General features: G+C 43.2%; 14 protein-coding genes and 2 pseudogenes. 13 read left to right on the forward strand and 3 right to left on the reverse strand.

Annotation, left to right across the window (positions count from 1 at the left end; genetic code table 11):
* Positions 1 to 89: 89 nt before the first annotated feature.
* From rarD to JKM87_RS02850, 5 genes are all read left to right on the forward strand, one after another.
* A complete protein-coding gene (gene rarD / locus JKM87_RS02830; protein ID WP_202077662.1) occupies positions 90 to 1,028 on the forward strand; it encodes an EamA family transporter RarD in 939 nt (312 codons plus the stop codon).
* A 161-nt stretch (positions 1,029 to 1,189) separates the two neighbouring features.
* On the forward strand, positions 1,190 to 2,200 hold the full coding sequence (locus JKM87_RS02835; protein WP_202077664.1) for a zinc-binding dehydrogenase: 1,011 nt from the start codon (positions 1,190 to 1,192) through the stop codon (positions 2,198 to 2,200).
* Between the two features lie 172 nt (positions 2,201 to 2,372).
* The gene (locus JKM87_RS02840; RefSeq protein ID WP_336885115.1) at positions 2,373 to 3,413 is read left to right on the forward strand and encodes an ABC transporter substrate-binding protein; all 1,041 of its coding nucleotides are present in this window, start codon (positions 2,373 to 2,375) and stop codon (positions 3,411 to 3,413) included.
* Positions 3,414 to 3,512: 99 nt separating this feature from the next.
* Positions 3,513 to 4,283, forward strand: coding sequence for an ABC transporter permease (locus JKM87_RS02845; RefSeq protein ID WP_336885116.1), 771 nt, complete (start codon positions 3,513 to 3,515; stop codon positions 4,281 to 4,283).
* A 2-nt stretch (positions 4,284 to 4,285) separates the two neighbouring features.
* Positions 4,286 to 5,020 (forward strand): ATP-binding cassette domain-containing protein, encoded by a 735-nt coding sequence (locus JKM87_RS02850; RefSeq protein WP_202077666.1) that lies wholly within the window; start codon positions 4,286 to 4,288, stop codon positions 5,018 to 5,020.
* 164 nt (positions 5,021 to 5,184) lie between these two features.
* On the opposite strand, the pseudogene JKM87_RS02855 reads toward JKM87_RS02850, so the two are convergent.
* A pseudogene (locus JKM87_RS02855) lies at positions 5,185 to 5,397 on the reverse strand (thioredoxin family protein); the annotation flags it as partial.
* 12 nt (positions 5,398 to 5,409) lie between these two features.
* The gene (locus JKM87_RS17790; protein WP_236838511.1) at positions 5,410 to 5,499 is read right to left on the reverse strand and encodes a thioredoxin; all 90 of its coding nucleotides are present in this window, start codon (positions 5,497 to 5,499) and stop codon (positions 5,410 to 5,412) included.
* Positions 5,500 to 6,254: 755 nt separating this feature from the next.
* Here JKM87_RS17790 and JKM87_RS18235 point away from each other — a divergent pair.
* A pseudogene (locus tag JKM87_RS18235) lies at positions 6,255 to 6,617 on the forward strand (CAP domain-containing protein); the annotation flags it as partial.
* Between the two features lie 55 nt (positions 6,618 to 6,672).
* On the opposite strand, the gene JKM87_RS02865 reads toward JKM87_RS18235, so the two are convergent.
* On the reverse strand, positions 6,673 to 6,888 hold the full coding sequence (locus JKM87_RS02865; protein ID WP_202077670.1) for a hypothetical protein: 216 nt from the start codon (positions 6,886 to 6,888) through the stop codon (positions 6,673 to 6,675).
* A 159-nt stretch (positions 6,889 to 7,047) separates the two neighbouring features.
* Between JKM87_RS02865 and JKM87_RS02870 the strand changes: the two genes are divergently transcribed.
* The 7 genes from JKM87_RS02870 to JKM87_RS02900 all read left to right on the forward strand — a co-directional run bounded on the left by JKM87_RS02870 (position 7,048) and on the right by JKM87_RS02900 (position 15,795).
* Complete coding sequence (locus tag JKM87_RS02870) at positions 7,048 to 7,980, forward strand: S66 peptidase family protein (RefSeq protein ID WP_202077672.1); 933 nt, start codon at positions 7,048 to 7,050, stop codon at positions 7,978 to 7,980.
* A 379-nt stretch (positions 7,981 to 8,359) separates the two neighbouring features.
* Positions 8,360 to 9,295 carry an ectoine hydroxylase gene (gene thpD / locus JKM87_RS02875; protein WP_202077675.1) on the forward strand — a complete coding sequence of 312 codons (936 nt, stop codon included), beginning with the start codon at positions 8,360 to 8,362 and terminating at the stop codon, positions 9,293 to 9,295.
* 259 nt (positions 9,296 to 9,554) lie between these two features.
* Positions 9,555 to 10,784 carry a sn-glycerol-1-phosphate dehydrogenase gene (locus tag JKM87_RS02880; RefSeq protein ID WP_202077676.1) on the forward strand — a complete coding sequence of 410 codons (1,230 nt, stop codon included), beginning with the start codon at positions 9,555 to 9,557 and terminating at the stop codon, positions 10,782 to 10,784.
* 32 nt (positions 10,785 to 10,816) lie between these two features.
* Entirely contained in the window at positions 10,817 to 11,527 is a 711-nt protein-coding gene (locus tag JKM87_RS02885) for an HAD family hydrolase (RefSeq protein ID WP_202077678.1), read from the forward strand.
* A gap of 337 nt (positions 11,528 to 11,864) precedes the next feature.
* On the forward strand, positions 11,865 to 13,196 hold the full coding sequence (locus tag JKM87_RS02890) for an ABC transporter substrate-binding protein (protein WP_202078068.1): 1,332 nt from the start codon (positions 11,865 to 11,867) through the stop codon (positions 13,194 to 13,196).
* Between the two features lie 210 nt (positions 13,197 to 13,406).
* Entirely contained in the window at positions 13,407 to 14,102 is a 696-nt protein-coding gene (araD, locus tag JKM87_RS02895) for an L-ribulose-5-phosphate 4-epimerase (protein WP_202077680.1), read from the forward strand.
* Between the two features lie 25 nt (positions 14,103 to 14,127).
* Positions 14,128 to 15,795 carry a ribulokinase gene (locus JKM87_RS02900; protein ID WP_202078070.1) on the forward strand — a complete coding sequence of 556 codons (1,668 nt, stop codon included), beginning with the start codon at positions 14,128 to 14,130 and terminating at the stop codon, positions 15,793 to 15,795.
* Positions 15,796 to 15,826 lie beyond the last annotated feature (31 nt).

Raw genomic sequence — 15,826 nt, forward strand, 5'->3', positions numbered from 1 at the left:
AATCATAAATCTCTATTTTACCACTAAAACGTTAGGAGCTATAATGACTATAGTAGCTTCAAAGACATAATAGAATAGAGGTTTTGTAAATGAATCATGATCCTAAAGCTTTACTGATCGGGACTTGGTACGGTATCTTGGCTTATATACTTTGGGGCATCCTCCCGATTTATTGGAAACTACTCGAACACGTGCCCGCAGGTGAAGTGTTATCCCATCGTATCGTATGGTCACTAGTCTTCATGATTGTCGTTCTTATCCTAATGAAAAAGTGGGGCACGTTTGTAAAAGATCTTAAGGAGATTTTTAAACAGAAAAAGCTAGTCCTGGGTACTTTGCTGGCCTCAATTTTGATCAGCATTAACTGGTTTACATATATCTACGCTGTGAATACAGATCGCATTATCGAAACCAGTTTAGGGTATTACATTAACCCTTTAATTAGCGTGCTCCTCGGTGTTCTAGTATTAAAAGAAAAGCTTTCTTTTTGGCAAATGATATCCTGCATCCTGGCCCTCATCGGCGTATTATATTTAACAATTCAGTTTGGGTCCTTTCCATGGATGGCTTTTTGTTTAGCCATAAGCTTTGGTCTTTATGGATTAGTGAAAAAAATGGTCAACTTAGGAGCTATGACGGGCTTAACAATTGAAACGTTTATGGTTACGCCTGTCGCATTAGGCTATATTGTTTTTCTAGCGGGTGGGGAGACACAACATTTCGTTTTATCAGATACACAAACGGTATGGCTATTAGCCGCAGGGGGAGCCGCTACAGCCATTCCACTCTTGTGCTTTGCTAGCGGCGCGAGAAGAGTGCCCTTATCACTATTAGGATTCTTACAGTACATCGCCCCTACGCTTCATTTGACGATCGGTGTCTTTATGTACCATGAGCCCTTCACTCAAGTCCACCTCGTCTCATTTATCTTAATATGGACAGCTCTGTTTATTTTTAGCTTTGGAAAAACAAAATGGATGACGCGCCTAGAACCTAAAGCTTTCAAAACAAAATCGTTGCAGGGATAATCTGGTGAATGTACAATTTGTCTTAATAATAAAAAAATGGGCTGTTAAACGATGACGTGTTTATGACTAATGTATCAAAAGCATTAAGGTTGTCATAATAGCCGATTGAATGGACTAGAAATATGAGTAGTATTCACAGATGACGAGAATGGAGGGCCTGCATGAAAGCTTATGTGCATGAGGGAGAAAAAGGGATAGTCGGTGCAAAATTGACGGATGTCGATGAACCATCACCTCGTGTGGGGGAAGTCAAGATTCATGTTAAGGTTGCGGGTTTAAATCATCGGGATTTGTTCGTCCTTGACAAACACCCTGAGCATGATCCCCCTTTGGTACTAGGTTCAGACGGAGCTGGTATCGTTGAAACGGTAGGTGAAGGGGTGACAGATTTCTCCCCTGGAGACGAAGTGCTCATTAATCCTAGCTTAGGTTGGTATGAGAAAAGCGATGCACCACCAGAAGGATTTCAAATATTAGGGTTCCCGGACAACGGAACGTTCGCCGAAAAAGTGATTGTGTCTCAGGAGCAAGTTGAGCCTAAACCCCAGCACCTATCATGGGAAGAGGCTGGTGTACTGTCCTTGGCTGCTTTAACAGCTTATCGAGCGTTGTTTACACAAGCGAGTGTCAAACCCTCTCAAACGATCTTACTACCCGGCGTTGGGAGTGGAGCTGTGACGTTTTTATTAATGTATGCAAAGGCGATTGGCGCCCGCGTGATTGTCACATCACGTTCAGAAACGAAAAGACAAAAAGCGTTAGCGTTAGGGGCTGACGTAGCGATAGACAGTGCTCAGGAGGATTGGAGTGAGGCCCTCCGAGGTGAAAAAGTAGATGTTGCCGTTGAAACAGTCGGAGCGGCCACGTTTAGTAAAACGCTAGGGCAACTCCGCCAAGGCGGGACGTTGGTGACCTTCGGTGCTTCAGCGGGTGATGAAGTTTCCCTTAATATCCGACAATTTTTCTATGGCCAATATCGTTTACTAGGCACGACGATGGGGAGTCGAGATGAGTATAGAGAAATGCTACACTTTATACGGCGATACAACATTAAACCTCTCGTAGACCGGGTGTATCCTTTAAGTGACGCGGAGCAGGCCTTTAAGAGATTAGAAGAGGCTGAACAGTTTGGAAAGATTGCCCTACGTATAGATGAAGAGAAAAGCATATAAGACATAGGAACAGGATGGACGGATTGAACGTCTATCCTGTTCTTTTTATGAGAAAAAGTAAAACTTATGACTTTTAGTGTTTAACGTTGACGGAATAGACAAACGAACATATAATAATCCTATCGGTAAACTAGGAAATTAACACATCATAACTAGAAGTGGGGGAGTCATTGTGAGAGAGAAACGTATACTTAGAACAGCATTCATACTTTTTTTAAGCTTAGCGCTTGGTGCCTGTGGTGCCCAAGGTGGTACGGAAACGACCGGACAGGCGGAGCAGGGTCAAGACCAAGGACAAGATTTAGAGCCTGTAAAGGTAGGCTATGTTAATGTCATGGATGATGCACAAGCGATGTTAGCGAAGGATGCAGGCTTATATGAAGCACACGGTTTAGATGTTGAGCTACAACTTTTTGCTAGTGGGACAGATCTGATTAAGGGCATTGTAAATGGAGAATTAGACGCTGGCGTTTTAGGGTTTACCAACGGTGTATCCTGGTCCTCCAGAGGGGCTGACCTGAAAGTGGTCGGTGGCGCTCAAATGGGGTATCATAGCATACTTGCACATGAAGATAGTGGAATAGAAACTGTAGAGGATTTGAAAGGCAAAGATTTAGCGACACAAAAACAAGGAAGCACGGCTGACGTCGTACTCAATGGTGTGACGTTCGAGGAAGCAGGTCTAAAAAGACAAGACGTGAATATGAACTATGTTTCGCCATCGGTAGCTGTTCAGTCACTACAGGCTGGTAAAGCTGATGCCGCATTCCTATTTGAACCTTATGACCGTATTGCGCGCCTCCAGGGTAACGTTGACGAAATCTATGAGATCGGCAAGGTATGGCCGTTTCCTTGTATGGTGGTTATCACATCAGGCGATAAGTTAGATGAAGACCGAGAAAAGATCAATAAAATTTTGGATGCACAGAAAGATGCCATCGAGATGTTAGAGAACGAACCGCGTGAAGCTGCAGAGTATATCTATCATCGCTTTGTCGAGGGCGATACGTTTGACACACCAGACGGCGAAGTATCTGCTGTTGATGTGATACAAGAAGCGATCGAAGCTCAAACGTTTACGTGGCAAATCACGCCAGAGAATGTACAACAGATGCAAGACTTAGCGGATATCATGGTCGACCAAGGGGTTATTGACGAACCGTTTGACGTAGAAAGTATCATTGACCTTAACTGGCAAGAAAGTCAAGAATGACGTGAGGGATTAATATGAAACCAGAAACAAACCATTCGAATCAGCCGCATCAAGAGAGCAAAAACAATACTAAAAAAAGGGGCTAGACTAGCCCCTTATGTGATATTAAGGAAGATGCTCCCCTTCGTTGCCGCTGTTGGGAGTTTGTTGTTCATATGGCAAGTGGTGCATTGGATTTTACCCGGTTATTTGATGCCCAGTGTATTTGAAGGCTTAAGCCGCTTCTTTGGCAATTTTTCCGATCCCGTCTTTATCGAGACGGTGCAAGCGAGTCTCTCCCGATTAGGGTGGGGCTACCCTCTTGCTTGTGTTTTAGGTGCCACATTAGGTTTAATTGGTGGGGTTTCAAGACTTTTTGCTGTTTATCTTCGCGCTGTTATCTCAATTTTACAAGCCATTCCACCTATTACATGGGTACCCTTTTTGGTCCTATTATTTAGTTTTGGGAACTTGCCTATCATCATCGTGATTACGATTGCTAGTTTCTTCCCAATGGCCTTATCCGTTCTCAATGCGACGGAGGGGGTTAATCGGACGCACCTTGACCTTGCTCGCGTCATGGGCGCAAACAAGAGACAGCTGTTATCCAAAGTGTATGCGATGGAGACACTACCCGCTTTTGTGACGGGGGCGCAAGTGGCTTTCGGTAACGCTTGGCGTTCCCTTATTGCGGCCGAAATGGTTGGAGGTGCATCGGTGGGGCTGGGTTGGTCGACTAGCTACGCATCTGAAATTGGAGACATGACCGGTGTGCTTGCCGGCATTGTGACAATAGGGTCAATAGCCATTATACTCGATTTAGTCATACTAGAATCCTTAAAGCGCAGATTGTTACGATGGCGTTATGTTGGTGAAGGGGGGCAGAAATAACCGTGCAAGAATTAACTTTTAAAGATGTGAGTAAAACATTTGGTAATCTAACTGTGCTAGAAGGCATTAATTTTACAGTCCATCAAGGTGAATTGTGTGCGATTGTTGGCCCCTCAGGATGTGGAAAAAGTACTCTGTTACGGATGTGTGCTGGGATAGAATCACCAACGTCAGGCTCAGTGTTAGCAAACCATAGTCCGATTAAAGGGCCAGACGCTAAACGCATGATGATCTTTCAAGACAGTGCCTTATATCCATGGCTGACAATTGAATCGAATGTGGGCTTTGGCTTAGAGTTAGCCGGTGTGCCTAAAGAAGAACGTCGTGAAAGGGCTAAGGCGATGATGGCTAAGGTAGGTTTAGCCGGCTTTGAAACGTACTATCCGCACCAGCTGTCAGGGGGAATGAAACAACGCGCTTCTATTGCGAGAGCACTTGTGATGGACCCCGACACATTATTATTAGACGAACCATACGGGGCGCTGGATGCTTTAACACGGGTCAAAATGCAGGAAGAGCTGCTCAAACTATGGGAAGGGTCCAATAAAACGATGCTTCTGATCACACATGATATTGATGAAGCCCTTTATTTAGCGGATCGTGTCATTGTGATGAGTGCAAGACCAGGCCAAATTGTCCAAGAGTTAACCATCGACGAGCCACGTCCAAGAAATAGAAATAGCGCAAGTCTTGTGAAATTACGCGAGAAAATCATGGCCTTTCTCAATGTAGCCTGATATGACGATGAGTCGTCATACCACAATTGTTTTGCGATATGACTTTTATTTTTTATAAAAAAGTAATGCAAATAAGGAAAAAACAAAGGAAGAAAACAAAGGGGTGAAAACACCCTCATTATTTTCTTCCTTTTAGTTTTGCTTTTTACTTGATGAACCACCAGTTATGAACCGGAAACGAAATCTTTCACGGCTTCTTCAGGTACAGCACCCGTTAAGCGGTTTTGCTCTTCACCATTTTTTAGTAGGACCATGGTTGGGATACTCATGATGCCAAAGCGCTGAGCAATTTCTGGCGCATGGTCAACATCGACACTGAAGAACTTAGTTTGGTTCGATAAATCCTCTGCAACGCTACTTACAACTGGATCCAGTTGTTTACATCCTGGTCACCAGTCTGCTGTAAATTTAAGTACAACGGGTAAATCAGCGTTCTGTACTTTTTCCTCATAATCTTGCTCACGTAATTCTGGTAGCATATTTTTTCTCCTCCTAAACAATGTAAGTAATTATACTATACCACGACTTATGATCTTGTATTCGAGGTTCACTATTAATACTAATTCATTTAAAGGTGGGGTTCAACTCATCTGCATGACTTTATTCTCATTTATTCCCATCAATACTCCTTGTGATAAGTGTAAAAATAAACATGTATCACAGTATAAGGAGGTCATAACAGAAAATGAAAAAACTAGGCACGTTGATGTGCTGTTTGATTGCATGCCTAGCCCTTGTAGGCTGTAATGCAGATAACATGGCACAAAATAATAGACAATCGAGCGATGTAGAACCACTAGATAGACAACTAAGACAAAATGGTTACGTGGTCAGACGGAATCTTCAGCAACAGAATCTGCAACAACAGAATCAATCTTTTGCAAATCAAAACATCTCCAGCGATCACACCAGTATTGCCAGTGAACAATTTCCACATACCAGAGCGATATTAGTCCAACCGTCAAAGTATATTTATGTCGAAGTCGACCCTTCACAGCAACATGGGGACCAACAGCAAAGTCAGCAACCGGGGCAAGCCGAACAACAACCAGGTGGGGGACAACCACATCGTCCAGAACAAGATCATCAACAACAACCAAACTATGGACAGCCCGATTCACAACAGCCCGGTGCTGAGCAACCGAATATGGGAACACCAGGTCAACATGGGCAACCAGGTGAACAACAGCAACAACCTGAACAAGAACAAGCGCAGCAGGCAGACGAGATTGTAGCACAAGTCGTAGAATTAACCAATGCTGAGAGAGAACGCAGTGGTTTATCAGCATTGGAAATAGACAATGAACTTACAAATGTGGCACAAGAGAAATCGGATGATATGCAGGCCAACAACTACTTCTCTCATTCTAGCCCAACTTACGGTTCACCTTTTGACATGATGAGGGATATGGGAGTGTCCTACCAAGCGGCAGCAGAAAATATTGCGCAAGGGCAACCGACTGCTGAAGCTGTCGTCGATGCCTGGATGAACAGTGAAGGTCATAGACAGAACATCATGAATGGCAGTTTCACACATATCGGCGTAGGCTACAACGAGAATGGCCATTATTGGACACAAATGTTTATCACAAAATAAATGAAGGCAAAGGGATTAGCTAAAAAAAGCCCCTCGTAATGAAGAGCTTTGGTTGCTAATCCCTTTGTACTTTTTCGTCTACTGACGCGGTTGATCCGCTTGTTCCATCTTCCTTTTTAAAATGCTCAAGTTGTCCAGCGTTTTCTATATCACCAGACGCTTGATAACCATCCAACTCTTCATTGGTGGTTGTTCCATAGAGGCCCATCCCACCTAGCTCGACACGTGGATTATCCTCTTGACGCTCGCGTTTTTTATTATTGCGTGACATCCCTACACCTCCCTTGTACATAATGTAACCAAGCGTGTGTCCTTTATCCAAGGTCATTTTGAGTTAAATATGGTGTAAATTTGGCTTGCTTAATTTAAATAGTTAAGAAGTCATATGTATGCCATCAGGCGCATAAAGTGACAACATGGAGGGAGAAACATGCCGATAAGACCACCAATTTTGCAAAGGGGAGACACGATCGGGTTAGTCACGCCTGGGAGTCCCCTTGAAGCGAATATTATTAATGAAAGAGCCCAAACCTTAACCGATATGGGTTTCAACGTTCTGCTTGGTCGTTATGTCTATGCATTCGAAGGCATCGTTGCAACTTCAGCGCAACGAAGAGCTGAAGATCTCATGAACATGTTTCTAGAACCCACAGTGAAAATGATATTACCCACTCGCGGAGGGACGGGAGTACAAACGATACTTCCCTTTTTGAATTATCAAGTCATATCGTCAAATCCAAAAATTATAACAGGTTATAGCGATATCACTGTTTTGATAAATGCTATATATCAGTTTAGTGATCTCATCACTTTCCATAGCTTGATGCTCAGAGACTTTGCGCCTCAAACTCCGCCATACAACTTTAATCAGTTTTTTGAAGCCACTTCTACACTAACAGCACCAAGAGTGATAGAAAATCCACCAGATATGCGTTTAAACAGTCTGATACCAGGAAATGTGACGGGCCCCATAGTGGGTGGAAATATCACATCTGTCGTCAATACGATTGGAACACCGTTCGAGATTGACACATTGGGTAAAATCCTTTTCTTAGAGGATATCAATGCCCCAACAAACACGCTATTGAGATATTTTACACAGTTAGCGATGTCAGGTAAACTCGACGATTGTTTAGGGATTATTATGGGAGAGTGTACTAATTGTCTCGTTTCTTACGGCACAACATATGAAGACCTCATTAACGATTTTATAGTGCCTTTAGGAAAGCCACTGATGACAAACCTGGCGACAGCACATGGTACATATAAAGCCGCTATCCCTATAGGAGCGACGGTCAACTTGGATACAGTTAATAATCGCTTGACTGTTCTTGAGCCCACTGTGAGCTTGATGGATGTTTGATGTAGGATCACTTCTTTTCAATTATGGAGACTTTCTGAATATAGAAGGTCTTTTTTTTGTTTCTATCTTCGTCTTAATTTCCTTCAACTTTACCTTATCTCTTCTTATTCATTTTGTAAGCGTGCTGACCCAATCAAACGCCTTGTTTATGGTGGGACTTAATAGGCTTAACGACGCAAGAAAAAAATAATAGTTGATACAACGTGCAAAAATAGGCAAGAAACGTATAATGTCACCTTGAACGCCCAACAAAAATTTATGTGATGACATACGCCTTTATACGGTCGTTGTTTTTTAGCGCTATATCAATAGAATGGAGGGTGAGGCTTAAATTCAAGCCAGCTTGACAATAAAATATTTTCTAAAGGAGTGAATTGGTATGGTAGTAGATTTATATCCCTCAAGAAACAGCACTGAAGTACAATTGATGGAGAGAAAAGATCCAATCATCCATGGAAGCTCCGAACAGGATGGTCCCTTAAGCAAGGCTGACCTTTTAAGTTACGAGGAGAAAGGCTATATCCTATTTGAAACGTTTTTCTCTAGTGACGATGTCATAATGATGAAAGAAGAACTACAACAAGAGATGGAGAACAACAAATATAACCATCAAGATGATGTCATTCGTGAGCCGGAAAGTGATGAGATACGCTCTGTCTTTGAAGTACACAAGAGAAATGATTTTATGAAGCGGCTTTCACAGGATCGTCGTCTTGTTTCTATTGCCCAACAACTTTTGGGTAGTCAAGTATACATGACGCAATCTCGTATTAATTTTAAGCCCGGATTTAAAGGGAAAGAATTCTACTGGCATTCAGATTTCGAAACTTGGCATGTAGAAGACGGGATGCCACGTATGAGAGCTGTGAGTTGCTCCATCATTTTAACGGATAATTATGAGCATAACGGTCCGCTCATGTTAATTCCTGGATCACATAAATGGTTCGTATCATGTGCTGGTCAAACACCAAAAGATAACTTCAAACAGTCTTTGAAAAAACAAGAGCTTGGGGTACCAGACCATGACAGTCTCAAATGGCTCGTAGACCAAGCAGGAGGCCAAATTGATCGCGCAACCGGGCCAGCAGGTTCTGTTTTATTTTTTGAATGTAATACGATGCACGGTTCAAGTGGAAACATGTCCCCATTCCCTCGTAGTAACGTATTTTTCGTTTATAACAGTATTGAAAATAAACTGACCCAACCATTCTCAGGTGGAAAGCCGAGACCTGAATTTTTAGCGAATAGACAGCAGATTAAACCGATCGAGCCTCAAGAGAATGATATGACTAAGCAGACGGTACAATTGACCTAAACATCAGTCATGGTTAAAACAAAGTAAAATATTTAAATACAAGACTTGCACGTACAATAGGTACGGATAAGTATCTTCTCATTAACTAAAGGCAGCACAGCAAAAGACCGCTGTGTTGCTTTTTTATAACTTTTTACGCCATTCATTGTAAATACTTTTGGAAAATTTTCTTGCAAAAAATTCAGAAATTATATAAGAATAGGGATAGATAGGAGTGAAATATAAAATAAAAAATCAAAAAAGGGAGAGAAGCAAAGCAATGAATAGTATCATCAATCATTTATCTTCATTGGCGGAGAGTTGTCATTGTGGTTACGATCATCATAAGCTGACTGTCGAAAAGGTGGTCATCGAACCACATGCCATTAAACACATGGCCGAGTTTTGTAAGGGGAAAGGCATGGGACAGGTGGTATTAGTTGCCGATGAACGAACTTATGCCGCCGCTGGACAGTTGGTAAAAGATGCGCTCGATTCGGAAGGGATCATATCTCAAACGTGTATGTTGCCTGGGGATCAGAATGGTGATGTTGTGGCAGATGAAGCGGCCATTGTACATGTGTTAATGGACGTCCCAGCTAATGCATCTGCTGTAGTAGCCATAGGGGCTGGTACCATACATGATATCGTGCGTGTCGTCAGTTACAAGATGAATAAGCCGTTCATCGCCGTTCCTACGGCACCTTCAGTTGACGGATTTAATTCTATGGGCGCACCTCTGATCATCAAAAATCAAAAGATAACGTATCAGACACAAGCACCCATCGCCGTTTTTGCCGATGTGAACGTATTGAAGGAAGCCCCTCAGAATATGGTAGCGTCCGGATTCGGTGACATGCTTGGTAAGTATACGTCACTCGTGGACTGGCGTTTTGGGCATCTCGTTGCAGGCGAACCTTATTGCCCAGTTGTGGCTGATATCACAAAAAAAGCTTTAGCGTCATGTGTGAAAAACGTCGGTCGTATTGCCGAGCGTGATGAAGAGGGCATCGAAATCTTGACGTCGGCTCTTATGATGTCGGGGTTTGCCATGTCAATATTCGGCCGTTCTCACCCTGCCTCTGGCGCAGAGCATCACCTATCACACTATTGGGAAATGGCTTTTTTAAAGGATGGCAAGCGTCCTGTGCTACACGGAGCAAAAGTAGCCGTCTCAAGTCTCTTGGTTACCCATTTATATAAAACTGAAAGTGCGGCCATTTTCTCAGACCGTACAGCCTTAGAACACTTATGTAAGGAAGAGCCAGCGATTAAGAAAAATATAAAAGACAATCTAAAGGAGATTAATGAACTCTTTGATACCATTCCTACAGCCTCGCAATTAGAGGAAATGCTCGTGCAAGTACGTGCCGACATATCACCAGATGACTTAGGAATTGGTCAAAATCTCGTACAACACAGCCTCAAAGAAGCACATACCATCAGAGAGCGTTTCACTTTCCTACATTTTCTAAACGAGTATGTCAATCAAGTGAGCACGGCCCACTAACGCTCTACATGAACGGAGGAATCTATATCAGGATGTCGTACGATCAAGCTTATTTCTTTGATTTAGACGATACGCTCTATGATCAGTTAAGACCCTTTGTTGTAGCGATTGAAAAAACAAATATAAATATTGACACTCCATATAGTCAATTGTTCCATGACGTCAGAAGGGCGAGTGATCGGTTATGGGAAGCGTATGAGAATAAAAAGATGAGTCTCGAAGAACTAAGGGTGCAAAGATTGATCCATGCTTTTCACAAGCACGGATACGAACTCTCAGTCAAACAGGCTCAGGACATACAAGATCGATACGAGGAGCAACAGGGCCTCATCTCCTTGTTTGAAGGGGCTATGACTTGTCTACAGGTGTTAGTCAAACGGCATCAATGTGTAGGGCTAATCACCAATGGTCCTGTTGCACATCAAATGAGAAAGATTCGTACGTTAAAATTAGATACCATCATACCCCCAAGCCAGATCTTTATTTCGGATGCTATTGGCATAGCCAAGCCCGACCCTCGTATATTTGAATATGTACAGGATGCACTAAGATTATCAGCTGATCGTTGCGTCTACGTCGGCGACACTTGGGCTAACGACGTAGAGCCTGCATTAAAAGCTGGCTGGACAAGCATTTGGTATAACCATCGTCGACGTGAGACAGAGTCAGCCTATCGTCCCCATGATACTATCTATGATTTTGAAGCATTACGCTCTAAGCTAGAGGCTGAGCAAGAGGTGTAATAGATCATATTAATGCAAAGCAAAATCAGAAAGGCCAATACAATAATGGAAGCTCACGCTATAGGCGTAACGTCTAGGGAACCTAGAGGGTCAGTAGCGATGAGCTTTTTTTATTAATTAGACAGAAAATTCAGGTCATTTTTTAAATTCGCTCCTAATAGGGATTAAACATACAAGTCAATCTTAATGGTCACTAAAATATACGTACCTATTGTAGCGTTTTGTAAAAAGGCACGTATGTTTTGAAGGGAGGAGGTTGAATTTCCGGGGAAGAGGTGAACATCAGACACTCATACTTTTAGCTTGCTTAAATTAAGAAGGAGGTCATGTTATGGGTATGAAAAAACATTTAATAAGCCTTATGGTGGTCGTTGTATTAGCCATCATTCTGACGTCATGTGGTCAAGGCGAGACTGAAGCTGACAGCACAAGGTTGATCGGAGAGGAGCATGAGGGAGCAACAGAACTTTTATTCTGGACCTTTCAAGAACTTCACATCAACTTTTTTGAAAGCGCTATTATTCGCTGGAATGAAGAGCATCCAGACCGTCCTATCGCACTGAAAGCTGAAACTTATCCGTACGATAATATGCATAATAATCTGTTGCTATCTTTGCAATCGGGAAAAGGTGCACCCGACCTTGTAGACATTGAGCTGGGGCGTTTTCCAAACTTTCTCCAAGGGGAGCCTCAATTAGAACCGATGAATGAATACGTTGAACCTCTTCTGGATCAATTTGTATCTTCACGATTTGATGTTTACGCCAAAGACGGGGTGTATTATGGGTTACCGACACATGTCGGGGCCACAGTGATGTATTATAACCAGGCCATCATGGATGAAGCGGGTGTCGATATTGATCAGATTGAGACCTGGGAGGACTACGTCGAGGCCGGTAAACAAGTGGTGGCTAACACTGATGCTGTTATGACAACAGTCGAAACCAATGACTACTGGGCTTATTGGCCTATGCTTAAGCAGCAAGGTTCGGACTTCTTTGACGCAAATGGTCAAGTCACTCTAGATCACAACACGAACATTGACACATTACAGTTTTTACAAGATCTCATTTATGATCATGAAATCGCTATGTTAACGCCCGGTGGAGACCATCACGCTGAAGAGTATTACGGATTTATGAACGATGAAGGTGCCGCTTCAGTGATGATGCCAATGTGGTATATGGGTCGGTTTACGGATTACATGGAGGATCTAAACGGTAAAATGCGTATTCGCCCCTTACCACGGTGGGAAGAGGGGGGCGATCGTTCCGCTGGTGCTGGTGGTACAGGTACAGTGGTGACAAACCAAAGCGAACATGCCGATCTGGCAAAAGAATTCTTAGCTTTTGCTAAGCTATCAGAGCAAGGTAACATCGACCTTTGGCGAGTATTAGGGTTTGACCCACCTCGTTGGGATGTGTGGGACAGTCCTGAAATGTTAGAAGACAATCAGTACTATGAATACTTTAACGATGATATTTTTGACATTCTACTAGAAATGAGAGATGAAATAGAGTCTATTCATATCAATGAACATAATCCTCTCGTCCAACAGCAATTAACAATAAATGTGTTAAATAATGTGCTGCGCCAGCGTTCTCAAAGCCCTGAAGAAGCATTAAAAGAAGCCGCAGATGAGATCAGAGATCTGCAACAAAATAACTAATGCAATAAAAACACTAATATGTACGTACATATAAAAACACCGCACTGTGAGATAAATCCCTTTTGATCAGGCAATATGTACGGTTGTGACTGTGTTGTTTTTCTTACTTAGCAACAAAAAAAATAAAAATATTAAAAATTAGGACTGCAAAATATGTACGTACAAGTGTATAATAGGGTTAGACATAACAGGAGAGAGGAGGAATAAAACATGTTAGAGGCGTTAAAAGAAAGCGTATGCAAAGCAAATCTAGCACTACCTCAATATGGACTGGTCACTTTTACTTGGGGAAATGTCAGTGGCATTGATCGAGAAAATGGATTAGTGGTGATTAAACCCAGTGGGGTTGAATATTCAGACCTCAAAAACGAGGATATGGTTGTCGTTGATTTAAAGGGGAATGTGGTTGAGGGGGATCTGAAGCCCTCCTCGGATACACCTACGCATTTGGCACTCTATCGTGAATTCGAAGATATTGGCGGTATCGTACATACGCACTCAACATGTGCGACGAGTTGGGCACAGGCTGGGGAGGACATTCCAATCCTAGGTACAACACAAGCTGATTATTTTTACGGTGATGTGCCTTGTACAAGAGAAATGACTGATGACGAAATTAACGGTGACTATGAGCTTGAAACGGGTCGTGTCATCGTTGAGACCTTCCACTCTTCTTCCTTAGATCCACTACAAATTCCGGGTGTCCTTGTTCATTCTCATGCGCCTTTCACATGGGGAAAGGACGCTGAGGAGGCTGTATATCATGCCGTTGTGTTAGAGGAAGTGGCCCAAATGGCTTGGCGCACGAAAAGCATTAAGCCTCAGGTCTCACGGATGAACCAAACGCTATTAGATCGTCACTTTTTACGCAAACATGGTGCAAACGCCTATTACGGGCAAAAGTAGCCAGTATGGTTAAGGAGGTAAATAAATAATGAAAAAATACGCCATTGGTATAGATTACGGCACATTATCTGGACGTGCCGTTCTCATAGACCTAGAAAATGGGCATGAAGTATCCAATCACGTCACCGAGTACAAGCATGGTGTCATAGACCAAGCTCTGCCTAACAGCGAAGTGGCCTTAGGTCATGAGTGGGCATTGCAGCATCCTCAAGATTACCTCGATGTTTTAACGGTGTCAGTTCCGGCTGTTATTCAAGAATCGAATATTGATCCACATGATGTGATCGGCATCGGCATTGATTTTACTGCTTGTACGATGTTGCCTGTCGATGAAGCGGGGGAACCATTATGCTTTGATCAAACGTGGCAAGCGCGCCCACATAGCTGGGTGAAGTTGTGGAAACATCATGCTGCTCAAGATGAAGCCAACCGCTTGAATGAGATTGCCGCTTCACGAGGAGAAGCATTCCTTCCTAGATACGGTGGGAAGCTATCATCGGAATGGATGGTGGCGAAAATATGGCAAATTTTAAATGAAGACGAAGAGATCTATGAGCACACTGATCGTTTCCTTGAGGCGACGGACTGGGTTGTGTCTAAGATGACAGGTCGTATCACTAGAAATAGTTGCACAGCAGGTTATAAGTCAATCTGGCACAAGACGGACGGTTATCCGTCAAAAGAGTTCTTCAAATCACTAGATCCTCGCTTGGAAAATGTTGTGGAGACTAAGCTACGAGGGGACATTTTACCATTAGGTACAAAAGCTGGCGAATTGACAGAGGACATGGCTAAAGCGATGGGTTTAAAGCCAGGAACGGCTGTTGCAGTCGGGAATGTGGATGCCCATGCTGCCGTACCTGGTGTGGGGGTTGTCACTCCGGGAAAGCTTGTGATGGCGATGGGGACATCAATCTGTCATATGCTTTTAGGCACCGAAGAAAAACAAGTTGAGGGTATGTGTGGCGTCGTTGAGGACGGCATCATCCCTGGATACTTAGGCTATGAAGCGGGACAGTCCGCTGTAGGAGATATTTTTGCTTGGTATGTTGATCATGCCGTGCCAGCTTATGTTCAGCATGAGGCTGAGAAAGAGGGCCTAAATGTCCATCAGTACCTTGAACAAAGAGCGGCCACTTACAAGCCGGGTGAGTCAGGGCTGCTCGCGTTAGACTGGTGGAATGGAAATCGCTCTGTGCTGGTAGACACCGACCTCAGTGGATTATTAATCGGTTGTACGTTGTTGACTAAGCCGGAAGAGATTTACCGAGCTTTGCTAGAAGCGACAGCCTTCGGCACGAGGAAAATTGTAGACGCTTTCCACCAAAACGGTGTGGAGGTAAACGAGTTATATGCTTGTGGTGGGTTACCTCAACAAAACGAGTTACTCATGCAGATATACGCTGATGTGACGAATAGAGAAATTAAAGTGGCTGCTTCTAAACAAACACCTGCCTTAGGCGCTGCTATGTTCGGAGCCGTGGCTGCAGGTGAAGAAGAAGGTGGCTACCGTAATATTACCGAGGCTGCCAAACGCATGGGGCGTGTGAAGGAAGAGACGTACAAACCAATTCCGGAGAATGTCGCCATTTATGAGAAGCTATACCAGGAATATACAAGATTACACGACTACTTTGGTCGAGGTGAGAATGACATCATGAAAAGGCTTAAAGCCCTTAAAGAAGAGTCATAAGCCTGGTCTATCTCTATCTAAAGAAACTCAA

The sequence above is a fragment of the Caldalkalibacillus salinus genome, from assembly GCF_016745835.1.
GTDB classification, from domain to species: domain Bacteria; phylum Bacillota; class Bacilli; order Caldalkalibacillales; family JCM-10596; genus Caldalkalibacillus_A; species Caldalkalibacillus_A salinus.